Consider the following 21,829-nt stretch of genomic DNA (forward strand, 5'->3'; position numbering starts at 1 on the left):
CTCTTCGATCCGTCACCGGGAATCTGTCAGAGGTGGGGCGGGGGGGGGGGGGGGGGGGGGGGGGGGGGGGGGGGGGGGCCCCCCCCCCCCCCCGCCACTACCTGTATCCGTCGAATCCTGCGTCTGGCGTCAGCTCAACCATTCCTTGCAGCCGCTATCAACCTGCTCACCACAGGCCGCCTGCATCCGCTGCTGCAGCCGCGCCAGCGTGTCCGCACCCTTGTGCTTGGCGCTCCACGCCTGCAGCTGCCCGGCCAGCCGTTCGAAGCGCTGGCGCGTGCGCTGGTGGTAGCCGGACGGCTGCTTGTCCAGCTCGGCGATCAAGGCCTCGGAGGCCTGCTCGATACGCGGTGCATCATCGGGTGCCAGCCGCAGCAGGCCTTCCACGTACAGCACGCCCCACTGCACGCGCGTGGCAGGGCCCTGCGCGCCTTCGTAGGCACGCTTCAGCCATTCCAGGGCGCCGGCGGTATCACCACGCTGCTCGGCCAGTTCGGCCAGCTCCGGCATGTAGTAATAAGGCTGCTCGCTGCGCTTCAGCTCTGCCAGCAGCAAGGCCTCGGCGCCTGCATCATCATCGACCTGACGCAGCGCGTAGACGGCACTGCTGATGGTGGCCTGGCGCGCGTGTGCATCGGTGGCCGCGGCATCGGCGGCGGCCACGCGCTGCTTTACGCGCTGCACCAGTGCTGCCGGCAGCGCGCCTTCAGGCTGCCGCTGGCGTGCCAGCGCCAACTCGGTCAACGCACGTGACAAGGCATCGTCTGCGCGATCACCACGCGCGGCGTCGGCACGTTCCAGTGCGACCAGCAACTGCTGGCCGAGGGCATTGCTGCTGGCCGGACCAGCGCTGGCCTGCTTGACCAGCCCGGCGCCGGCATACCCCAGCAACTCGCGGTTGCGACGTACCTCCGCCGGTTGTGCCAGCACCGCCTGCAACAGTTCGCGTACCTGGGTGGGCACTGCCGTCGGTTTCTCGGCGGTAGCCAAGGCGAGCAGCGCGAAGCGACGCTGCAGCGCAGGCTCGGGTGCGGCCTTGGCCAGCTGCTGCAGCACGTCCTGGGCGCTGCGCTTGCCAGCCAGGCGGTTGGCATCCACCTCCCAGCCGTAATCGCCCAGTACCTGCCAGTCTTCGGCGCCAAGCGTGGCCGGCGTCGCCAGCGCGGTCGCAAGTGTTTCGGCGACAGCGCTGCGGCGGCTGGCGGCGACGGTCAGGGCCCGGGTCAGTTCGGCCGCGTCGTTGCCGCCGGCCACGCGGGTGATTTCGTTGCGCTGCGGGTCGAGCACGATCAGGGTCGGATAGCCGCGCACGCCGAAGCGTTCGCCCCATGCCTGCGCGCCTTCTTCGTCGCCGTCCAGGTAGACCGGCACGAATTTGCCGGTCAGTGCGATGAAGGCCGGATCCTTGAACAGCCCCGCCTTGAGCTGGTTGCACGGCGGGCACCACACCGCGCCCCAGTACAGCAGCACCGGCTTGCCACTCTCGGCGGCTTCGTTGAACGCATCATCCACATCGCCCTGGCGCCAGGCGATGGCGGAGGCCGGGGCGGTCGATGCCGCCTTCGCCGTCGGTACCGGCGCGGACGCGGGGGAGCAGGCGCTCAGGGCCGAGGCCAACAGCAACAGGGAAAGCGCGACGCGCATCGGCAGCATCTCGAAGGACAGGGTGGTGGGCCATTGTAGGAACGGTCGGGGTGCTGGCTGATGCAGTTTGCTTATGTCGCACGCGCAGCACGGCATGTGGGCTGGGTATCAGTGCGGACCAGGGGGCGCAGCCACCGCAGCGGGCACCGCCAACACCAACGGCTGGTAGATCAGGCCGTGGTACTCGCCGACGTCGCCATCCAGCACGAACCCATAGTGTTCGTACGCCGGCACCGCGTTGAGCGAGGCGCGCACGGTCATCTGCGGGCCGCGTACCTGCGGCAGCACCGCCTGCAGCAGGGCACGACCGATGCCTTGCCCCTGCAGCTCCGGCGCGACGAACAGCATCGCCAGGTGCTGGCCCGCCTTCAGTTCCACCACGCCGACCACACGGCCCTCCTGTTCGGCCACCAGGATGTGGTTGTCACCCTGCAGGCGCTCGGCGAAGGCGCTGGCTGCGGCCACGTTGCCGAAGGTGGCGATGCCCTCGGCGGTAAGCATGGGCGCAACGGCTGCAGTGAAGGCCGCCATGCACACCGCGCTGATTGCGGGCAGGTCATCGACGTGGGCGGGACGGATCCTGGGCATGCGCTGTACTTCCTGTTGTGGGACGCCATCAATGCCCCACGCTAAGCTGGCGGCATGACTGATTTCAATCCTGCCCATGCACGTCTGTTTCCAAAGCAGGGCTTGAGCCTTGGCCTGATGACGCCGGTGGCCGCACGCGGCCTGGCCGATCCACTGGAGGCGTGCCGCATCGCGCGGCTGGCCGACGATCTGGGCTTTGCTGCGCTGTGGACCCGCGATGTGCCGCTGATGGTGCCGCAGGGGCCGGATGCGACCGCCAGTGCGCTGGATGATCCGTTCCTGTGGTTGGGCATGCTGGCCGCGGCGACCGAGCGCATCGTGATCGGCACTGCGGCCATCGTGCTGCCGTTGCGGCAACCGCTGCAGGTAGCGAAATCGGCGCTGACGCTGGACCGGATCAGCAGTGGACGCTTCGTGCTGGGGCTTGGCTCGGGTGATCGACCAGAAGAGTTCGCGGCCTTCGGCGAGGACCTACAGGGCAGGGCGGGCACCTTCCGCGAGCGCTGGTCGCTGCTGCGTGCGGCGCTGTCCCCCGAACCCTCCGAGCGCGCGCCGGTGTTGCAGGCAACCGATGGATACGACGTACTTCCCGCGCCGGCAAGGCGCATTCCGATGCTGGTGGTCGGTACTGCGCGGCAGAGCCTGCAGTGGATCGCACGCGAGGCCGAAGGCTGGGCAACCTATCACCGCGAAGAGACCGCGCAGGAAGGGCGCATCGGTCTGTGGCAGCAGGCGCTGGCCCAGAGCGGCGGCGCGCCCAAGCCATTCGTGCAGTCGATGCTGCTGGACCTGCAGGCCGATCCAACTGCGCCGGCGGAGCCGCTGCCGCTGGGCCTGAAGGTGGGCCGCGATGGCCTGCGCGCGTACCTGCAACGCGTACACGCGCAGGGTGTGGCGCATGTGATGTTCAACCTGATGGACAACGGCCGGCCGGTGGACGACGTACTGGGCGAGATCGGCGAGCACGTCCTGCCCGATACGCGTCGGTAGGTGTCCACCTTGGTGGACAGAGCTCTACCGTTCGCCGGGCATGGCCCGGCGCTACCCTCGGTGTTCGGATCGTTCGCATCTGCGTATCATTCGCATTTGATATCCAGCGCTGGAGCCCTGCGTGACCCACCGTAACCCGCTGCACCCGACCGGGCGCCTTTTCGCCGTCGTCGCCTTCATCGAGGCCATCACCTGGGCCGGTCTGCTGGCCGGCATGTGGCTCAAGTACGGCCCGCAGGCCAACGTCGCGCTGGTGAAGCTGTTCGGGCCGCTGCATGGCGTGGCGTTCCTGGTCTACGTGGCGGTGACGCTGTTTGCGGCGCTGCGCCTGCGCTGGCCATGGTGGGCAACGGGGCTGGCGTTGCTGGCTGCGATTCCGCCGCTGGTGACCCTGCCGCTGGAGTGGTGGTTCAAGCGTCGCGGCCTGCTGTCGGTACGCGCAGGGCAGTGATGCACCCGCAGGTGCGTGCCCGTTAAGCGAATGGGTATCAAATGCAAATGCGAGCCGTTATCATTTAAGGATGGCGTCGCCGCCTGACAGGGCGACGTCGCGCGGGGTGCGGATGCGCCCGGCGTTCCCTCCCTGGTTACGGTTGGTGTTCCATGCATGCACGTCCCGTGGTTCCCGGCTTGCCGGCGCTGGTGTTGGCTGCCCTGATCGGCACCATGGCGATGATGTCCTTCGTCGCCGTCATCGGCCCGGTGGTCCGCCTGCTGGGCCTGTCCGAATGGCATGCCGGTCTATCGGTCACGGCCGCGGGTGTGTTGTGGATGCTGGCCGCGCGCCCCTGGGGCCAGCTCAGCGACCGCATCGGCCGCAAGCGCGTGCTGATGCTGGCGATGAGTGCCTACACCGTGGTCTACATCGCGCTGGCGGTGTTCATCGATGTCGCGCTGCTGACAATACCGCCGGTGCTGGTCTCGGTGCTGGTGCTGGTCGGTGCGCGTGGCCTGATCGGCCTGTTCTACGCGGCTGTGCCGCCGACCGCTGCTGCGCTGATCGCCGACAAGGCACCCACCGGCCAACGTGCGAAATTCCTCGCCCGCCTTGGCAGCGCCAACGCGCTGGGAATGGTGCTGGGTCCGGCTGCTGCCGGATGGCTTGCCTACAAGAACCTGCCGCTGGCGCTGTACGTGGCTGCGCTGTTGCCGCTGCTCGCGCTGGGCCTGCTGGCCTGGCGCCTGCCGGCCACGCCGCCGGTGGCAGCCGCACACAGCCGCAACCGCGTACCGCTGTCGCGCCTCGACCCGCGGCTGCGCCTGCCGCAGATGGCCGCGTTCGTGGCGATGGTGTCGGTGACCATCGCCCAGGTCACGGTCGGCTTCTTCGCCATTGATCGTTTCGACCTGGATGCAGCCGAAGGTGCACGCATGGCCGGCATCGCACTGACTGCAGTCGGCGTGGGCCTGATCCTCGCGCAGGGGCTGGTGATGAAACTGGACGTGCATCCCCGGCGCTGGATCATCCTCGGCGCACTGATCGCAGGCATCGGCTTTGCGTCGGTGGCGGCGGTGCAGCAGACCTGGCAGTTGCCGGCGGCCTACGCGCTTGCAGCGTTCGGCATGGGCTTCGTGTTCCCCTCGTTCCAGGCGTTGGCCGCCGACGCGGTGCAGGCGCACGAACAGGGGGCGGCGGCCGGCACCGTCGCGGGGGCGCAGGGGCTGGGCATGGTGGCCGGGCCGATGCTCGGCACCCTGTTGTATCGCGGCGGCGCCAGCCTGCCTTACCTGCTGGTCGGCGTGCTGCTGCTGGTGCTGTGCGTGCTGGCAGCAGCGTATCGGATGAAGGAGACCCCATGAACGATTCCCTGATGCAGGGCGCGTGGCCGGAGGCTGCGTCGATGCTGCCCGAGCCCACCGCCGAAGCGTCGCTGTTCCTGCTGCGGCAGGCCGATCAGCAGATGCACGCGCGCGGCTGCCGCGCACCCTTGCCGACCGGTGCGCTGGCGACGCTGGCCGAGCGCGTGGCGACGTTCTTCGCGCAGCAGCGCGGTGGGCCGGGCCTGCTGGTCGGCGCGGTGCCGTTCGAGCCGCGCGCCGATGATGCGTTGTACCAGCCCGAGCGCCTGCTGCCGGCATTGCCCGTGCAGTCGCAGGCGGCGCCGGCGCTGTCCGGAGCGCTGACTGCCGAGCCCTCGGCGCAGGCGTATGCAGCGGCCGTGGCCGACGCGGTCAGCGCGATGCGCGCGCCGGACCCGGAGCTGCACAAGGTGGTACTGGCGCGCAGCCTGTTGGCGCACACGCAGCAGGCGCTGTCACCGGAAATGCTGCTGGCCCGCCTCGGCACCGATCCTTCGGTAGCGACCTACGCCGTACCGCTGCCGGTGGACGTTGGCCAGGCGCCGGCATGGCTGGTGGGGGCGACACCGGAACTGCTGCTGCGCAAACGCGGTGCGCAGGTGCTGTCGCATCCGCTGGCCGGTTCGGCCAAGCGCAGTGCCGATCCGGTTGCGGACGAGCGCGCCGCGCAGGCGTTGCTGGCATCGGCGAAGGATCATGACGAACACCGGCATGTGGTCGACGCCATTGTCGATGGCCTCTCGCCCTGGTGCAGCCATATCGAAGCGCAGCCACGCCCGGTGCTGCACGCCACCGCCAGCATGTGGCATCTGGGTACGCGCATCCACGCCACGCTGAAGGACGCTGCTACGTCGGCGGCGACCCTGCTGGCCGAGCTGCATCCCACCCCGGCCGTCTGCGGTACCCCGCGGCTGCAGGCACTGCAGCGCATCCGTGCGCTGGAACCGGTGCCGCGCGGCTTCTATGCCGGTGCGGTGGGCTGGCTGGATGCGCAGGGGGACGGCGACTGGTATGTGGCGATCCGCTGCGCGCGCCTGCAGGGCACCCAGCTGCGCCTGTATGCCGGCGCCGGCATCGTCGCCGACTCGCAGCCCGAGGCCGAAGTGGCCGAAACCGCCGCCAAGTTTGCTGCCCTGCTGAACGCATTGGGCGTGCAGGACCCGCTGTCCCTGATCGAGGTATCCGCATGACGCCGTCCACCGTTGATTCGCGCCTGCCGCTGCAACAGCAATGGCCTGAAGCGCTGGTGGCGCGCTATCGGGCCGCAGGTCATTGGCGTGGCGAAACCTTCCCGGGTTTCCTGCGCGAACGCGCCGAGCGCCATGCCGATGACATCGCGGTGGTGGCTGGCGATGTGCGCCTGAGCTATGCGCAGCTCTGGCATGAGGCCGGGCGCATCGGCGCCGGGCTGCTGGCGCTGGGCCTGCAACCCGGCGAGCGCGTGCTGGTGCAGCTGGGCAATACGGCCGGTTTCATCGCAACGGTCTGTGGCCTGTTCCGCGCCGGGCTGGTGCCGGTGTACGCGCTGCCGGCACATCGCATCACCGAGCTGGCCCACTTTGCGCGCAAGGCCGAGGCCAGTGCCTATATCAGTACCGATGTCCATGAAGGCTTCGATCATCGTGGCCTGGCGCGCGCGCTGCAGGCGGAAGTGCCGGCGGTACGCCACGTGCTGATCGACGGCGATGCGGCCGAGTTCGTCGCGCTGGAATCGCTGCAGGGCGATCGCAGCCAGCTGCCGGCCGATCCAGATCCGCAGTCGGTGGCGTTCCTGCAGATCTCCGGCGGCAGCACCGGGCTGTCAAAGCTCATTCCGCGCACGCACGACGATTACATCTACTCGTTCCGCGCCAGCAACGAAATCTGTGGGATCGACCGCGACAGCGTGTACCTGGTTGCGCTGCCGGCAGCACACAATTTCCCGATGAGTTCGCCGGGTTTCTTCGGTGCGCTGTACGCCGGCGCCCGCGTGGTACTCAGCCCGGGCCCCGGCCCGGATGCGGCATTTCCGTTGATCGCGCGCGAGAAGGTGACCTGCTGTGGTCTGGTGCCGCCCCTGGCGCTGCTGTGGGCGCAGGCGGCGGCGACCAGCAGGCACGATCTGTCCAGCCTGCGGGTGCTGCAGGTCGGGGGAGCGAAGCTGGTGCCGGAAGCCGCGCGGCGGGTCATCGATGGCCTCGGTTGCACGTTGCAGCAGGTGTTCGGCATGGCCGAAGGCCTGGTCAACTACACCCGGCTGGATGACCCGCAGGACCTGGTCGTCGCCTGCCAGGGCCGGCCGATCAGCGAGGATGATGAAGTGCGCGTGGTCGACGACCACGACCAGCCCGTTGCCGAAGGCGAGGTCGGTCATCTGCTCACGCGCGGTCCGTACACCATCCGCAGTTACCACAATGACGCGGCGGCCAACGCGCGCTCGTTCACCGACGACGGCTTCTACCGCACCGGCGACCGCGTGCAGCAGCTGCCCGGCGGCTATCTGGTGGTGCAGGGCCGTGCCGGCGACCACATCAACCGGGCGGGCGAGAAGATCTCCGCCGAGGAGATCGAAGACCATCTGCTGGCCCATCCTGGCGTATTCGATGCCGCCGTGGTCTCCATTCCTGACGACTACCTGGGCGAGCGCAGCTGTGCCTTCGTGATCCAGCAGGGCGAGGCCATCAAGGCGCCGGCGCTGAAGGCGTGGATGCGCGGGCGTGGCCTGGCCGCCTTCAAGGTGCCCGATCAGATTGTTTTCGTGGACAGTTTCGACACCACGGCGGTTGGCAAGATCAGCCGCCGCGAACTGCGCGCGCAGCTGCGCGCGCGTCATCTGCAACAGACAGGAGGAACGCGCTGATGGCGCTGCCCCGCATTACCCCGTATTCCCTGCCGACCGCTGCGGAACTGCCGCAGGCGCGAGGCGCCTGGCGCCCCCAGCGTGATCGTGTTGCCTTGCTGGTACACGACATGCAGCGCTATTTCCTCGCCGCATTCGACGCCGGCAACGCGCCGCTGCAGCCGGCGGTGGACAACATCGCGCGCCTGCTGGGACATTGCCGTACGCACGGCATTCCGGTGTTCTACACCGCCCAGCACGGCGACCAGGACCGCCGCGACCGCGGCCTGCAGGCAGACCTGTGGGGCCCGGGCATGGGCCGGCGTGCCGACCACGAGCCGATCATCGACGCACTCGCGCCGCAGCCGGGCGAGCATGTGCTGGTAAAGCACCGCTACAGCGCGTTCCAGCGCAGCAATCTGGAAACGCTGATGCGCGTGCGCGGCCGCGACCAGCTGCTGATCACCGGCGTCTACGCGCATATCGGATGCACCGCGACAGCGGTGGAGGCGTTCCAGCGTGACATCGAGACGTTCATCGCTGCCGATGCCGTGGCCGATTTCTCGCGTGCCGACCATGACCAGGCGCTGCACTGGATCGCCCGCACCTGCGGCGTACCGATGATCACCGACCAGCTGCTGGAGGCAATGTGATGAACGCGACGACCGAAACCTTGACCCTGGAGCGCATGCGCGCCGACGTCGCCCGCGTGCTGGACTGCCACGCGGCTGACATCGGCGATGATGACAACCTGATCGATCTGGATCTGGATTCGATGCGCATGCTGGGGCTGGTGCTGGCCTGGGGCAACACCGGGCTGCCACTGGAGTTCGCGCAGCTGGCTGAACACACCACGCTGCGCCAGTGGTGGGCGGTGGTGCAGCAGCTGCAGGCCGCGCAGACGGCATGAACGGATCGCCGCTGCCGCTGACCGAGGCGCAGGCAGGGCTGTGGTTTGCCCAGCGGCTGGCACCGCAGAATCCTGCATTCAATACCGCGCACGCGGTGTGGATCGAGGGTTTGCTGGATGTGCCGGCGTTCACCGCTGCCGCCAACCAGGCCGCCGTCGAGGCCGAGGCGCTGGCGTTGCGTTTCGCCGAGGCCGAGGACGGCCAGCCCGTGCAGTGGCACGAGCCCGCGCGGGTGCCATTGCTGCAGCTGCGCGATGTCGCCGCGGCCGATGATCCGCAGCAGACGGCGCGTGCGGCGATGCTGGCTGACCGCTGCAGCGCGGTCGACCCGACCCGCGACCGGCTGAGCCAGCAGGTGCTGTTCGACCTGGGTGGCCAGCGCTGGGCCTGGTACCTGCGCGTGCATCACCTGGCCACCGATGGCTATGGCATGGCGCTGTTCACTGACCGCGTCTGCGCCCTGTATGCGAGCCGCACCGGTAGTGCGCTGCCCGGGTTGGCGGGCGTGCTGGCCGATGATGCCAGCTACCGCAGTGATGCGCGCCGCGACGTCGACCGGCAGTGGTGGTTGCAGGCGCTGCAGGGCGCCCCGGCCTCCACCGGCCTGGCCGGCACCGCCGCGGCCAGTGACGATGCACTGCGCTGGGTGCAGCCGGTGGACCCCGCATTGCGCGAGCGCCTGCTGCAGGTCTCGGCATCGTGGCTGCAGCCGTGGCCGGATGTGCTTGCCGCGTTGGCCGCCGAGTATGTGCGTCGCATGAGCGCGTCCGAGGAAGTCGTGCTCGGGGTGCCGTACATGGCGCGGCTTGGCAACGCGGCGGCGCGGGTGCCGGCGATGGTGATGAACGTGCTGCCGCTGCGGGTAGCGGGCGGCGAGGGCGGCGTCGAGGAATTCTGCCGGCGCATCGGGCGCCAGCTCAGCCAGAGCCGCAAGCATGGGCGCTACCGTGGCGAACAGCTGCGTCGTGACCTCGGCCTGGTCGGTGCACAGCACCGTCTGCATGGGCCGTTGATCAACGTACAGCCGTTCTACAAGCCGCTGGCGCTGCCGGGTGTGCAGGCCTCACTGGAAGTGCTGAGCACCGGCCCGGTTGACGACCTGACACTGGGCTTCCGTGGCGATGGACAGACCCTGCTGGATCTGGAGATTGAAGCAAACCCGGCCCTGTATGGGCTGGATGACATGAAGGCGCATGCCCGGCGGCTGCTGCATTTCGTGTCGGCCGCGCTGCTGGCCGAAGACATCGCGACGGTGCCACTGGCCACGCCGGAAGAATCGAAGCAGGTCGTGCATGGTTTCAATGCCACCACGCATGCGCTGCCTGGCACCACCCTGGTCGAACTGCTGCAGCAGGGCATGGACCGCGATCCGTCGGCAGCGGCGCTGGTCTTCGGCGATACGACGCTGGACCATGCTGCGCTGGAGGCGCGCAGCTTCGCCCTGGCGGCGCAGCTGCGCTCGCTGGGCGTGGGCCCGGGCACGGTCGTTGCCGTAGCGCTGCCGCGTTCGCTGGAACTGGTGATTGCGTTGCTGGCGGTGCTGCGTGCAGGCGGCGCGTACCTGCCACTGGACCTTGCCCATCCCGCGGAGCGCCTGGCGCGGATTCTGGCGTCGGCGCAGCCGGTCTGCGTATTGGCAGAGGCCAGCGTGCAATCCCGTCTTTCAGATGTGCCGGTGCTGCCGCCGGAGCAGTGGACCGACCTGAGCTTTGCCGCACCCTGGCCGGGCCCGACGGGTGGCGATGCGGCCTATGTGATCTATACCTCCGGTTCGACCGGCGAGCCCAAGGGCGTGGTGATCGAACACCGCGCCATCGTCAATCGCCTGCTGTGGATGCGCGAGCACTATGGCATGGGCGCCGACGACCGGATTCTGCAGAAGACCCCGGCAACGTTCGACGTATCGGTCTGGGAATTCTTCCTGCCACTGCTGTGCGGCGCGACGCTGGTGTTGGCGGGGCCGGACGCACACCGCGACCCGACCGAGCTGGCGCGATTGATCCGCGTCCATGGTGTCACCACCGCACATTTCGTACCGTCGATGCTGGATGCGTTCCTGGCTGCACCGGCCTCACAGGACCTGCGGCTGCGGCGCGTGTTCACCAGTGGCGAGGCGCTGGATGCCGCGCTGCGCGACCGCTTCCATGCGCGGGTGCATGCCGAACTGCACAATCTGTATGGGCCGACCGAAGCGGCAGTGGATGTGAGCTGGTGGCCAGCCTCGGCCGATGACCGCTCGCAACCGGTGCCGATCGGTTTCCCGGTCTGGAACACCCGCCTGTATGTGCTGGACGCACGGATGCAGCCCGTGCCGGTGGGCGTGGCCGGTGACCTGTACCTCGGCGGTGTGCAGTTGGCGCGCGGCTATCTCGGCCGCCACGACCTGACGGCCGAGCGCTTCCTGGCGGATCCGTTCCTGCCGGGTGAGCGCATCTACCGCACCGGCGACGTGGCACGCTGGCGGGGCGACGGTGCGGTCGAGTACCTGGGACGCAGCGACCATCAGGTAAAGCTGCGCGGCCTGCGCATCGAACTTGGCGAGATTGAAGCAGCGTTGCGCGAGCTGTCTGGCATGGACCGGGTGGAAGTGCTGTTTCGCGATGATCTTCCCGGTGAGGCGCGGCTGGTCGCCTATGTGCCGACGGCGCTGTTCGATGCAGCGGCGCTGCGCAGCCATCTGCTGACGCGGGTGCCGGACTACATGGTGCCGTCTGCGTTCGTGGGCGTGGATCAGTGGCCGGTGACCGCCAATGGCAAACTGGACCGGTCTGCGCTGCCGAAACCGCCGCAGCAGGACGTTGCGGGGCAGGCGCCGCGTACGCCGCTGGAGCAGGAACTGGCCGGGCTGTTCGCACAGGCGCTGGGGCGTGAACTGCCGGTGGCGGTTGATGTGGATTTCTTCAGCATCGGAGGCGACTCCCTGTCGGCCGTGCACCTGCTGCTGGCCATCGAGCAGCGCTGGCGTTGTGAGCTGGGGCTGGGCGCGCTGTTCGCGCAACCGACCGTAGCCGCGCTGGCGGCACGCATTGCCGAGCCGCCCGCACGCGCCGATCACGCGCTGGGGCCGGTGATTGCGCTGTCTGCATCCGACGAGGCAACCGCAGCCCCCCTGTTCGTGCTGCACCCGGCAGGCGGCATTGCCTGGAACTATCGCGCGCTGGCCCGGGCGCTGCAGCCAACGCGCGCGGTGTACGGGCTTCAGTCACCCGCGCTCGACCCCACGCAACCGCTGCCAGGCAGCATCGAGGCCATGGCCAATGACTATGTGCAGCGGGTGATCACGCTGCAGCCACAGGGGCCGATCCATCTGCTCGGCTGGTCGGTGGGGGGCATCCTCGCGCAGGCGATGGCCGTGCGCCTGCACGACATCGGCCGCGAGGTCGGCGAACTGGTGCTGCTCGATGCCTATCCCAGCGAATGCTGGCGTGCCGAACCGGAGCCCGACCCGATCGCGGCGCTGCGGGCGCTGTTGGCCATCGCCGGGCATGACCCGGACGCGCATCCGGAACTGGACGATCGCGAGCGCATCCTCGCCTTCCTGCGGCGCGGCGGCAGCGCGCTGGGCAGCCTGCCCGAGGTGGTGCTCGACGGCGTGGTACGGGCGGTGACCGGAACCAATCGACTGATCCGCGAACACCAGCACCGACCCTTCGTCGGAACGCTGGCGCATGTGCGGGCCGGACGCGATCATCAGGCACGGCCGCAGTTGCAGTCCGCGCTTTGGAGGGCACATGCGCTGCAGGTGGATGCCATCGAGCTGCCGTTCCTGCACGCCGAACTGACCGGGCGTGATGCGGTGGCGCAGCTGGCACCGTGGTTGTCGGCGCGGCTGCAGCAGTGGGACAGGCAACAGGAGAGCGCAACATGCAGCTGACGGGTTTTGAAGGAAATGTGGCGCTGGTGACCGGCGCAGCGGGCGGTATCGGTGCGGCGCTGGTCGGGCAACTGCTGGACGCAGGGTGCCGGGTCGTGGCAACCGATCGCGAGCGACCTGCGCTGGCAGCCGACGATGGTCGCGTGCAGGCTTTCGCACTGGACGTCACCGACGGCGCGGCCGTGGACGCGCTGGTAAACCAGGTGGAAGCCACGGTGGGACCGATCATGTTGGCGGCCAGCGTGGCGGGCGTGCTGCATGTCGGCGAGGTCGTGGACACCCGTGACGCGGATTGGCGCAGGGTGTTCGCGGTCAATGCCGATGGTGTGTTCCATGTGGGCCGCGCACTGGCACGGGTGATGTCGCCGCGCCGGCAAGGTGCCATCGTGACCGTCAGTTCCAACGCGGCGGGCGTGCCACGGCATGGCATGGCCGCCTATGCCGCCTCGAAGGCGGCGGCGACGATGTTCACCCGCTGCCTGGGCCTGGAGCTGGCACCGTTGGGCATCCGTTGCAACATCGTTGCGCCGGGCTCCACGCTGACCCCGATGCAGACCGGCATGTGGGAAGACGAGCAGGGCGCGGCACGGGTGATCGCCGGCAATCCGGCCACCTACAAGGCGGGCATCCCCTTGCGCAAGCTGGCCACGCCGGAGGACATCGCGCAGGCGGTGATGTTCCTGCTGTCCGAGCAGGCCGGGCACGTGGCGATGAGTGACCTGTACGTAGATGGTGGCGCCACGCTGCGCGGGTGACGGGGCCGGCCACACCGCCGGGCGGGGTTCATGGGTTGCCGGCCAGCGGCCGGCACTACCATGGGGCAGGCGCGATGGGCTTGTGCGTTGGCGTGGGTTGCCGGCCAGCGGCCGGCACTACCACGGGGCAGGCGCGATGGGCTTGTGCGTTGGCGTGGGTTGCCGGCCAGCGGCCGGCACTACCATGGGGCAGGCGCGATGGGCTTGTGCGTTGGCGTGGGTTGCCGGCCAGCAGCCGGCACTACCACGGGGCGGACGTGACGGGCTTTTGCGTTGGGTAGTGCCGGCCGCTGGCCGGCAACCCCAGCAGACTGTCAGCAACATCCTCATGGAATCTCGCGCTGTTCCCCGACAGCCAGCGAGGTCTGCCTGATCCACGATGGGCCATGAGCAGCGATCTCCTGCGCCACGGGCGGCGCTCCATCATCGGTCAGGTATATGTGCTGACCACGACAACATGCCAGCGCCGCCGACGCTTTGAATGCGGCGCTACCGCAGGCTGCGTCTCCAGCCAGTTTGAGGAACTGGAGCGACAAGGCCTGGTCCAGTCACTGGCATGGGTGGTGATGCCGGATCATGTGCATTGGATGTTGCAACTACGTGCGTCGGAGCTGTCGGGTATCGCCCGTCGGTTCAAATCATCCAGCGCGTTGGCCTTGAATCGGCTGGTCGGTCGCCGCGGCGTGGTCTGGCAGTCCGGGTACTTCGATCATGCGGTCAGGGCAGAGGAATCGTTGCATCGCCAGGCTCTGTATATCCTGGGAAATCCCATTCGGGCGGGCCTGGCCAGGGAGATTGGCCAGTATCCCTATGCGTGGTCGATCTGGTAGTGCCGGCCGCTGGCCGGCAACCAGGCGGTGTTTCCGGAGATTCATGAGGCTGCCGGCCAGCGGCCGGCACTACCACCGGTCGGGGTTTGTGAGGTTGCCGGCCAGCGGCCGGCACTACGGCAGGGTGAGCCGATACACCAGCACCCGGTTGTCGTTGTCGTACCCACTGTCGCAGTGCTCGCCCTGCATGCGGCAGTTGCGGGCGGTGAAGTCGTTGTCGTTGCCGATCAGCAGCAGTACGTCGTTCGGGTGCTCTGGATCAAGCGCCGGCAACACGTCCATTGCTTCCCACTTCTCCGACAGCAATCCCGGGTGAGGGCCACGCCCTGTGTCCAGGTCCAGCCCGGCCCGGGCCAGCTGCGGCCGGTCGAGCAGGTTCAGCACCTCATTGAGCTTGGCGGGCACGATGCCGGTCTTCAACATGGCGTCAGCCGGATCGGCCAGCACCGATGCCGTGCCGGTCTCATATTCCGTATCCACCAGATTGGAGGCCTGCGCCACGTTCACCAGCAGCACCGACTTATAGACGATCGGGTCGTCGCCATCCTTGCCCAGGCCATTGCCATCGCGCGCCAGCATCAGGAAACGCTCGTTGTCCAGCGCACGCAGCTCGCTCTGTGCAGCGGTACGGTCGAGCTTGCCTTTGCCGTCGTGGGCGTAGGCGGGCAGGATCATCACATGGTGGCCCACCGGTTGCGCCGGCGTCGGGCTGCTGGACACGTCGTAGACCAGCACGCGGGTGTTGATGCGGCCGGCGGCATTGCCCGCCGCGCTGTCCTGCATCAGCGCGCTCTGCAGGGCAACGAACAGCCGTGTGCCGTCGGGCGACAGGCCCATGCCTTCCACGCCCTGGTTGTTGCGGCGCCCGGTCTGCGGCGGAGCCAATGATCCAAAGGCAGGTTTGCCATCACGTTGTGGCTGGATCGCCTGCGGCGGCACGATCACGCCCTGCAGCTGGCCCTGTGCGTTGAAGTAATAGACGTTGGCGGTGTACTCGTCGCCGATGTAGAAGTGGCCGTCCGCAGTGAACTGCAGCGATTCGGCATCAAGTGCGACCTTGCCGGCCCCCGCGCCCACGGCGGGGGAGGGCAGCACCACGCCACGCTGGATGATGGTGTGATCACCGGGGTCGGCACCGGTGAATGGCTGGCCGTTGTAGTCCTTCAGCACCAACCCCTTTTCCGGCTTCATCGTCAGCGTGCCGAAGCTCTCTGGCTTGTCCGCCGGCCAGTCGATGCGCAGCTGCATGCGCTCCAGGCGACCGGCGTAGTCGTAGAACAGGCCGGCTTCCGGATCGTTGCGACCGCGGTCGGGCAGGGTCCACAGCACCCCTTCATAGCCACGCGCGGTACGCCGCCACGTGCCCGGCTGTACCGCCAACGACGAGAACGAGCCCAGCGTATCGCCTAGGAAGTCCACGGTGCCGGCCGGCAATCGTCCGGCGGCGACCAATCCCTTGTCCACGTAAGTGAAGCTGGCCACGTCCACCGCGCGTGGCGGCATGCCGCGGGCTTCATGCGGTGCGTTGTAGCCGCTGACCGAGAGCGCGGCCAACAGCAGGGCAGTAACGGACATCAAGGGACTCCTCGGCCGGCGATCAGAAACGGATGTCGATGGTACCGAACACCTGGCGAGGTGCCGACGCATGGAACACATACAGCTTGCCGGCCGGGTCGCTGGGGGCGAACACGCTCGAGTCCAGGTTGCTGGCGTAGCGCTTGTCACCCACGTTGGTCACGTTCAGCGATAGGCGCATGCCCTTGGCGAAGCCAACCTGACCGAAATCGTAGCCACCGGCCAGGTCGAACACGGTGAAGCCACCAAAGCCCTGGTCGTTGGTATAGGTGTAGAAGCGTTCGCCGGTGTACTTGCCGCGTAGGCTGGCGAACCAGCCGTTGTCGCGCCAGGTGATTTCGGTGGCCAGCAGCTGCTTGGGCGTGTCGGTCTGGATCTTGCCCTTGATCTGCTGCTCGACGCCGGCCTGGGTGTAGTTGGAGGCATACGTCGAGCGGTTCAGCGACGCCGAGGTGTACCAGCTGAAGTGCTCGTTCGGTGTCCACAGCACGGTCAGTTCAGCACCGCGGCTGTCGACGCCGCCGACATTGTAGAAACGGTTGCCGCAGGTGGGGCCGACCGGCTGCCGCGAATCGCAGGGGTTGTACTGCAGCAGGCGATTGTCAAAGCGCACGCTGTAGGCAGCGACCGATGCCTGCAACGTATCGGAGACGAAGCGATAGCCCGCCTCCAGCGAGCGTGATTCTTCCGGCTTCAGGTTGCCCTGCGCGTTCCAGGTGGCCTGGCTGACCGCCTGTGGGCCAAGTTTGAAGCCGCCCTGGAACATGGCGATGTTCTCGGCGTAGCTGGCGAACACTTCGTGATGCTCGCCGAGGCGGAAGTTGGCACCCACGCTGGGCAGGAAATTCCTGCTGGCCTTCAGCGAACCGGTGGCGAACTGGTTGTTCGAGCTCGGCAGGATCGGTGTCTTCGCATCGCCCGGCAGCGCCTGCGCATCGGAGGTGGCGTGCGGGCTCTTGGCGCCGAACTCCAGGGTCAGGCGGTCATCGAGCAGGCGCCAGGTGTCCTTCAGGAAGAACTGGTGGGTCTTCCAGCGCGTACGCTGGGCGAACACGCCCACATCCGAGGGCAGGGTGTTCATGCCGCTGAGGTCGCGTGGACCGTCCACCGCCGTCTGGTAGCGTTCGGCGCTGCTGGTGTTGCGTTCGTACCAGACGCCACCTTCGAGGCGGTGTGCGCCCAGCTCCCAATCGAAGGACAGCGTGCCGCCATCGCGGTCGATGGTGTAGATGGTGTTGCGGAAGATGATCGGGATTTCCTGCGCGGTGCCTTTGTTGGACCACGCACCGCTGTTCCAGTTGTGGCCTTCGCCGCGGTCATCGTGGTGGTAGGCCAGTGCCCGCAGGCTGAAGCCATCGGCCAGGAAGAAATCACCGGCCAGGTAGTACAGGTTGTCATCGCGCAGGATCTGCCCGGCGGTGAATGCGCCGTCGGCGTCCTTGTCCGGACCGCTGTTGTCGCACTTCTTCGCGTTGAGGCTGGCGGTGTTGCAGTAGGCCTTGGCCACGGCCTTGTTCCAGTCCGGTGCGTAGCCGCCCCAGTCCCAGCCCAGGCCGCGGGACATCTCGTCCTTGGACAGGTAGAAGTAGTCCGCCTGGCTGGTCCGCGAGGTGTCGACGAAACCTGTGATCTGGCCGCTGCCGAAGTTCCACACGCCCTTCGCGTTGAACTGCTGGGTAGTGGATTTGTTGTACGCGGTCTGGTCGTTCCACAGGTCCGAGACCGCGTTCATGCCCGATACGTAGCCGGAGAATCCGTTGTACTCGCCGCTGTCCACGCGCACGAAGGTGCGACGGTTGGCATCGCTGCCGAAGGTCTGCACCACGCGGCCGCCCAGTTCCTGCGCCGGGCGGTCGGAGGTATAGGAGATGGTGCCGCCGAGGTTGCTGGTGGACGGCGTGCCGAGGCTGCCGATGCCCACCGCCAGTTCGGCGCCCGCCATGTTCTCGCTGATCAGCGCACGGTTGATGGTCAGGCCGTTGTAGTTGTTGTACGCACCATCGCCCAGCGGCACGCCGTCCAGCGTGTAGCCTAGGCGGGTGGAGTTGAAACCGCGCAGGCTCAGGGTCATCGACTGTTCGTTGGTGCCCAGCGCGTCGGCCGACTGCGCGTTGACGCCGGGCAGCAGGTTGAGCGTCTTCTGCAGGCTGGTACCCGGCGGCAGGATGTCCAGGTTCTCGCGGGTGATGCGCTGCACCTGGCGCGCCTCGCCACTGCCGATGACTGAAACCGCATCGAGTTCGGTGGCGGACGGCGCCTGCTGCGCCCACGCGGTCGGTGCAAGGGCCAGGGACAACGCAGCAGCCAACAGGGTCTTGGTCATGGAACAGGCACTCAGGCAAGCGCGAGCCGCCGCATGGAAGCGGAGCTCAGGCAGATGAAAGGGGAAACACGCGATGCGATCACGGGCGCCTTGGGCGCCGCGCGATCAACGTGAAAATGGTGCGCTAGACAGATGACTGTCTGGTGACATGGTCAACTGCGGACATACGGGTGGGTAGTGCCGGCCGCTGGCCGGCAGCTGCAGGATGCTGCGGAGGGTTCATGAGGCTGCCGGCCAGCGGCCGGCACTACCGGTATCGGTCAACCCGCGTTGCTGCGTGTGCGCTTTAGCGTCGCATCCTGCAATGCCCGCAGCTTCATCTGCGGACATACGGGTGGGTAGTGCCGGCCGCTGGCCGGCAACTGCGGGATGCTGCGGAGGGTTCATGAGGCTGCCGGCCAGCGGCCGGCACTACCGCTATCCGTCAACCCGCGTTGCGCGGCTTGCGTGTGCGTTTGGGTTTTGCTGCATCACCGCCGCTGGCGGCACCATCCTGCAACGCCTGCAGCCACGACAGCGTATCGACATAGTCGATGAAGTGGCGCAGATACCCGGGGCTGGTCGCCTGCATCGTGTCCAGCATGCGCTGCACCAGCACCGCCGAGTTCAGCGGGCCACCATCCGCCGGGGCTTCGGTGCGCAGCGAGCGGCGCACCTGCAGTTCGCTGCGCAGCTCGGACCACTCGCGGCGCACGTCGTCCAGCATCGGCACCTGCGGGTAGTGCAGCAGCGATCGCGACCCGGTGTCGAGGTCGCGCACCAGGGCACGCAATCCCTCCAAAGGCGAGGACTCAGCTGCCATTGCCGTTCTTCTCGCCCGGCGCAGCAGCCTTGGGCTTGGGAATCGGCGCGATCTCCACACGGCGGTTGCGCGCCCGGCCATCTTCGTTGGCATTGGAGCTGACCGGCTGCTCGCTGCCGAACGCCGCGGCGAACACCGCATCGGCCGGTACGCCGTCGGCGATCAGGGTGCGGGTCACCGTCAGCGAGCGCTGTGCGGACAGCTCCCAGTTGTCGGCGAAACGGCGGTTGCCTTCCCGCACCGGTGCGTCATCGGTGAAACCGCTGACCATCAGGATCTCTTCGCGCGTGCCCAGATAGGCCGCCAGCGGCGCGGCCAGGCTGCGCAGCAGTTCCTGGCCTTCCGGCTGCAGCTGGTCGGAGTTCAGCGCGAACAGCACGCTGCCGCTGATGCCGATGCGGCCATTCACCAGCGTCACCCGGCCGGCGGCGAGCGGGCCAGCCAGCGCCTGCTCCAGCGTCTGCAAGCGCTTGGCTTCGGCCTGGCGCTGCTTGACCTCCTGGTCCAGGCGCTGCGACAACTCCAGCTGCACGGCGACCACGCCGACCAGGATCAACACGAACGCGCCCAGCAGCACCGACATCAGATCGCCGAATGCCGCCCAGATCGGGGCGTGGGAGCCGCCGTCGACCTCCAGCTCGTCGCTCATGCGCTGCCGGCCTTGCCGCGGCGCGCGGCCAGCTGCTGCAGTTCTTCCATCACCTGTTTCTGCGACAGCAGGCTGAGGTCGACCACCTCGCGCGCCTGTGCCACGTAGTACGCCAGCTGCTCATCGCTGCGCGCCAGCGACGCATCCAGCGCACCGCCAATCTGCTCCAGGCGTCCGGTGAGCTCCGCCGAAGCGGTGCCGAACTGCTCAACGGCAGCGCCGAAGGTGCCGGCGAGCTGGCCCACTTCACCGGCACTGCCATTGAGCAACGTGGCGATGCCATCGAGCTTGCCGGTCTCGGCCGCGATATGGTCGCTGAAACGGCTACCGACGCGTTCCAGCAGTTCGGCCGAGCCTCCGACCAGTGCGTCGACAGCGGTGCGCTGCTCGTGCGAGGCGTGGTTGATCGCGTCCAGCAGGGTTTGCACGGTGGCCAGCAGGTGGCCGCGTTCTTCCAGCATCTTGTTGTCGCGCACCAGGCTTTCGGACAGGGTGCTGCGCAGTTCGTTGATGACCTCGGCGGCGGCCTTCGGTGCTGCGGCCGCAGTCTGCAGCAGGGTGGACACTTCGGCCAGCGTGGCGCTGGCCTGGGCACGGCCGTTCTCGCCGATCTGCTGCGCGGTCTGCGCCAACGTGTCGCAGACCTGCTGCTGCTGTTCGGCAAGGCGCTGGCCATTGGCCTGCAGGCGCTCGGCCAGATCGGTGGAAACGCTCTGCAAAGCGTCGCTCCAGCGCTGCAGGCGCTGCTCGTCGCCTGCCAGCAGCTGGGCCTGCAACGCCGCGTGCGCCTGCTGCAGCTCGGTACTTACCGCGTCCCAACGCAGCTGGCGCTGCTGTTCGCGTGCATCCAGGCCCGCCTGCAGTTCGGCATGCGCCGTGGCGGTGGCGGCCTGTGCGGCCTGCCAATCCTGCAGGCGCTGTTGTTCGTGTTCCTGCAGCAGCGACTGGCCGGCGGCGTGGCGCTCATCCAGTGCCTGCAGCAGCGCCTGCGCACGGTCATCCAGGTGGCTGCTGGCATGCTGCAGCGCCTGCTGCTGGCGCTCGACCAGTTCACTGTTCAATGCATGCTGCTGTTCGGCAGCAGCGCGCCAGGCCTCGGCGTTGCTGCTGGCATCGGCCTGCAGGCGCTCGCCGATGCGTGCCACCAGGGCTTCACCCTGCGTGCTCTGGCCTTCGCTGAAGGACTGCAGATGCTGGCGCAGTTCGGCAACCAGCGCCTGCTGCGCGCCGGTCTGCTCGGCCACTACCTTGGCCCAGCTCGCTTCGGTCGCCACGCGGCTGCGCTCGAAGCCCTCGGCCAGACCATTCAACTGCTGCTGCACGGCCTGTTCGACACGCGAATGCAGCGCCTGGCCGTGGCTGGCCAGACCGGCCAAGGTGGTTTCGGCCATCGGTTGCAGCGCGCCACCAATGGCCGCAGCACTGGCTTCGGCCCCCTCGCGCAGCGACTGCTGCAGCGAGGTTGCCAGGCGTTCCTGCAACGCCTGGCTCTGCGTCAGGAACTCGGCCTGACCGGCCAGCAGGCGCTCATTGGCGGCCGCGCTGTGCTGTTCGAAGGTGCTGGTCATCGCCTGCAGGCGATCGATCAGCGTAGGCAGCGCCGCAGACTGCGACTGCAGCAGGCGCAGCGACTCGGCACGCTGCCAGGCTTGTGAATACGGATGCAGGTCAGTGGCGATGGCGCGGTCCAGCTGCTGCACCACCTGCAGGCGGTCACGGCGCAGCAGTGCCGACAGCAGGCCCAGCATGGCCGAGCTGGCCACGCCGGCGATGGACGTGCCGAAGGCCACCGCCAGGCCCTGCACCGGCGAGGCCAGCGAGCCGCGGATGGCCGCCATGTCGGTGGCGCTCTGCAGCGCCAGGCCGGTGCCGCGCAGGGTGTCCATCATGCCCAGCAGCGTGCCGAGCATGCCCAGCAGCACCAGCAGGCCTACCAGATAGGGCGTCAGCACCGGCGAGGGCAGGGCGGTGCGTTCGCCTTCCACGCGCAGGCGCACGGCATTGCGCAGGCCCAGCGGCACACGCTCCAGCCACGGTGCCAGGCTTTCCTTGGCCAGCGAAAGGTCAGCCAGTGCGGCGCGCAGGCCATTGCTGGCCTGCCGGTAGCGGTACAGCTCCACGCCACCGGCGATGTAGCAGGCTGCGATGATCGCTGCCACGGCTGCACCCAGCGGGTGCACCGAGACATAGCCGACGCCGATCCAGCACACGGCCAGCAGGCCAGCAAGGAAGACAAGGACGTGGAAAACAGTTCTGGACATGGTGTTCCG

At 68.1% G+C, this 21,829-nt stretch carries 17 protein-coding genes; 10 read left to right on the plus strand and 7 right to left on the minus strand.

What is annotated here, in order from left to right; all coding sequences use genetic code 11:
- Positions 1 to 129 precede the first annotated feature (129 nt).
- The gene (locus J2X70_RS01315; protein WP_309908492.1) at positions 130 to 1,653 is read right to left on the minus strand and encodes a thioredoxin family protein; all 1,524 of its coding nucleotides are present in this window, start codon (positions 1,651 to 1,653) and stop codon (positions 130 to 132) included.
- A 99-nt stretch (positions 1,654 to 1,752) separates the two neighbouring features.
- The gene (locus J2X70_RS01320) at positions 1,753 to 2,232 is read right to left on the minus strand and encodes a GNAT family N-acetyltransferase (RefSeq protein ID WP_248152428.1); all 480 of its coding nucleotides are present in this window, start codon (positions 2,230 to 2,232) and stop codon (positions 1,753 to 1,755) included.
- A gap of 54 nt (positions 2,233 to 2,286) precedes the next feature.
- On the opposite strand from J2X70_RS01320, the gene J2X70_RS01325 reads away from it, so the two are divergent.
- The 10 genes from J2X70_RS01325 to J2X70_RS01370 all read left to right on the plus strand — a co-directional run bounded on the left by J2X70_RS01325 (position 2,287) and on the right by J2X70_RS01370 (position 14,210).
- Positions 2,287 to 3,222 carry a TIGR03571 family LLM class oxidoreductase gene (locus J2X70_RS01325; RefSeq protein ID WP_309908496.1) on the plus strand — a complete coding sequence of 312 codons (936 nt, stop codon included), beginning with the start codon at positions 2,287 to 2,289 and terminating at the stop codon, positions 3,220 to 3,222.
- 121 nt (positions 3,223 to 3,343) lie between these two features.
- Positions 3,344 to 3,673 carry a DUF3817 domain-containing protein gene (locus tag J2X70_RS01330; protein WP_223485807.1) on the plus strand — a complete coding sequence of 110 codons (330 nt, stop codon included), beginning with the start codon at positions 3,344 to 3,346 and terminating at the stop codon, positions 3,671 to 3,673.
- A gap of 152 nt (positions 3,674 to 3,825) precedes the next feature.
- Positions 3,826 to 5,022 carry an MFS transporter gene (locus J2X70_RS01335; protein WP_309908501.1) on the plus strand — a complete coding sequence of 399 codons (1,197 nt, stop codon included), beginning with the start codon at positions 3,826 to 3,828 and terminating at the stop codon, positions 5,020 to 5,022.
- Positions 5,019 to 6,212, plus strand: a complete 1,194-nt coding sequence (locus tag J2X70_RS01340; RefSeq protein WP_309908503.1) for an isochorismate synthase — start codon at positions 5,019 to 5,021, stop codon at positions 6,210 to 6,212. The genes J2X70_RS01335 and J2X70_RS01340 overlap by 4 nt, the downstream gene beginning before the upstream one ends.
- Positions 6,209 to 7,861, plus strand: coding sequence for an AMP-binding protein (locus J2X70_RS01345; protein WP_025878586.1), 1,653 nt, complete (start codon positions 6,209 to 6,211; stop codon positions 7,859 to 7,861). Before J2X70_RS01340 ends, J2X70_RS01345 begins: the two co-directional genes overlap by 4 nt.
- Positions 7,861 to 8,493, plus strand: a complete 633-nt coding sequence (locus J2X70_RS01350; protein ID WP_309908506.1) for an isochorismatase family protein — start codon at positions 7,861 to 7,863, stop codon at positions 8,491 to 8,493. Before J2X70_RS01345 ends, J2X70_RS01350 begins: the two co-directional genes overlap by 1 nt.
- Positions 8,493 to 8,750, plus strand: a complete 258-nt coding sequence (locus tag J2X70_RS01355) for a phosphopantetheine-binding protein (RefSeq protein WP_088100136.1) — start codon at positions 8,493 to 8,495, stop codon at positions 8,748 to 8,750. The genes J2X70_RS01350 and J2X70_RS01355 overlap by 1 nt, the downstream gene beginning before the upstream one ends.
- The gene (locus J2X70_RS01360) at positions 8,747 to 12,625 is read left to right on the plus strand and encodes an amino acid adenylation domain-containing protein (RefSeq protein WP_309908508.1); all 3,879 of its coding nucleotides are present in this window, start codon (positions 8,747 to 8,749) and stop codon (positions 12,623 to 12,625) included. The genes J2X70_RS01355 and J2X70_RS01360 overlap by 4 nt, the downstream gene beginning before the upstream one ends.
- The gene (locus tag J2X70_RS01365; RefSeq protein ID WP_032975332.1) at positions 12,616 to 13,380 is read left to right on the plus strand and encodes a 2,3-dihydro-2,3-dihydroxybenzoate dehydrogenase; all 765 of its coding nucleotides are present in this window, start codon (positions 12,616 to 12,618) and stop codon (positions 13,378 to 13,380) included. The genes J2X70_RS01360 and J2X70_RS01365 overlap by 10 nt, the downstream gene beginning before the upstream one ends.
- Before the next feature lie 386 nt (positions 13,381 to 13,766).
- Positions 13,767 to 14,210 (plus strand): transposase, encoded by a 444-nt coding sequence (locus tag J2X70_RS01370; RefSeq protein WP_025878591.1) that lies wholly within the window; start codon positions 13,767 to 13,769, stop codon positions 14,208 to 14,210.
- A 114-nt stretch (positions 14,211 to 14,324) separates the two neighbouring features.
- Here the strand turns inward: J2X70_RS01370 and J2X70_RS01375 are convergent, their stop codons facing one another.
- The 5 genes from J2X70_RS01375 to J2X70_RS01395 form a co-directional block, all read right to left on the minus strand.
- Complete coding sequence (locus J2X70_RS01375) at positions 14,325 to 15,785, minus strand: esterase-like activity of phytase family protein (protein WP_309908511.1); 1,461 nt, start codon at positions 15,783 to 15,785, stop codon at positions 14,325 to 14,327.
- Between the two features lie 22 nt (positions 15,786 to 15,807).
- Complete coding sequence (locus J2X70_RS01380; protein WP_309908513.1) at positions 15,808 to 18,108, minus strand: TonB-dependent receptor; 2,301 nt, start codon at positions 18,106 to 18,108, stop codon at positions 15,808 to 15,810.
- Between the two features lie 424 nt (positions 18,109 to 18,532).
- Entirely contained in the window at positions 18,533 to 18,910 is a 378-nt protein-coding gene (locus J2X70_RS01385; protein ID WP_033831301.1) for a DUF2894 domain-containing protein, read from the minus strand.
- A complete protein-coding gene (locus J2X70_RS01390; RefSeq protein ID WP_025874313.1) occupies positions 18,900 to 19,559 on the minus strand; it encodes an OmpA family protein in 660 nt (219 codons plus the stop codon). The genes J2X70_RS01385 and J2X70_RS01390 overlap by 11 nt, the downstream gene beginning before the upstream one ends.
- Entirely contained in the window at positions 19,556 to 21,820 is a 2,265-nt protein-coding gene (locus tag J2X70_RS01395) for a DUF802 domain-containing protein (protein ID WP_033831300.1), read from the minus strand. Before J2X70_RS01395 ends, J2X70_RS01390 begins: the two co-directional genes overlap by 4 nt.
- Positions 21,821 to 21,829 lie beyond the last annotated feature (9 nt).

The sequence above is a fragment of the Stenotrophomonas sp. 1337 genome, from assembly GCF_031455455.1.
Lineage (GTDB): Bacteria > Pseudomonadota > Gammaproteobacteria > Xanthomonadales > Xanthomonadaceae > Stenotrophomonas > Stenotrophomonas indicatrix.

Bases quoted from the DNA above. Each gene is read 5' to 3' on its own strand.
- J2X70_RS01315 (WP_309908492.1), bottom strand. From the start codon at position 1,653: ATGCTGCCGATGCGCGTCGCGCTTTCCCTGTTGCTGTTGGCCTCGGCC.
- J2X70_RS01320 (WP_248152428.1), bottom strand. From the start codon at position 2,232: ATGCCCAGGATCCGTCCCGCCCACGTCGATGACCTGCCCGCAATCAGC.
- J2X70_RS01325 (WP_309908496.1), top strand. From the start codon at position 2,287: ATGACTGATTTCAATCCTGCCCATGCACGTCTGTTTCCAAAGCAGGGC.
- J2X70_RS01335 (WP_309908501.1), top strand. From the start codon at position 3,826: ATGCATGCACGTCCCGTGGTTCCCGGCTTGCCGGCGCTGGTGTTGGCT.
- J2X70_RS01340 (WP_309908503.1), top strand. From the start codon at position 5,019: ATGAACGATTCCCTGATGCAGGGCGCGTGGCCGGAGGCTGCGTCGATG.
- J2X70_RS01345 (WP_025878586.1), top strand. From the start codon at position 6,209: ATGACGCCGTCCACCGTTGATTCGCGCCTGCCGCTGCAACAGCAATGG.
- J2X70_RS01350 (WP_309908506.1), top strand. From the start codon at position 7,861: ATGGCGCTGCCCCGCATTACCCCGTATTCCCTGCCGACCGCTGCGGAA.
- J2X70_RS01355 (WP_088100136.1), top strand. From the start codon at position 8,493: ATGAACGCGACGACCGAAACCTTGACCCTGGAGCGCATGCGCGCCGAC.
- J2X70_RS01360 (WP_309908508.1), top strand. From the start codon at position 8,747: ATGAACGGATCGCCGCTGCCGCTGACCGAGGCGCAGGCAGGGCTGTGG.
- J2X70_RS01365 (WP_032975332.1), top strand. From the start codon at position 12,616: ATGCAGCTGACGGGTTTTGAAGGAAATGTGGCGCTGGTGACCGGCGCA.
- J2X70_RS01370 (WP_025878591.1), top strand. From the start codon at position 13,767: ATGAGCAGCGATCTCCTGCGCCACGGGCGGCGCTCCATCATCGGTCAG.
- J2X70_RS01375 (WP_309908511.1), bottom strand. From the start codon at position 15,785: ATGTCCGTTACTGCCCTGCTGTTGGCCGCGCTCTCGGTCAGCGGCTAC.
- J2X70_RS01380 (WP_309908513.1), bottom strand. From the start codon at position 18,108: ATGACCAAGACCCTGTTGGCTGCTGCGTTGTCCCTGGCCCTTGCACCG.
- J2X70_RS01385 (WP_033831301.1), bottom strand. From the start codon at position 18,910: ATGGCAGCTGAGTCCTCGCCTTTGGAGGGATTGCGTGCCCTGGTGCGC.
- J2X70_RS01390 (WP_025874313.1), bottom strand. From the start codon at position 19,559: ATGAGCGACGAGCTGGAGGTCGACGGCGGCTCCCACGCCCCGATCTGG.
- J2X70_RS01395 (WP_033831300.1), bottom strand. From the start codon at position 21,820: ATGTCCAGAACTGTTTTCCACGTCCTTGTCTTCCTTGCTGGCCTGCTG.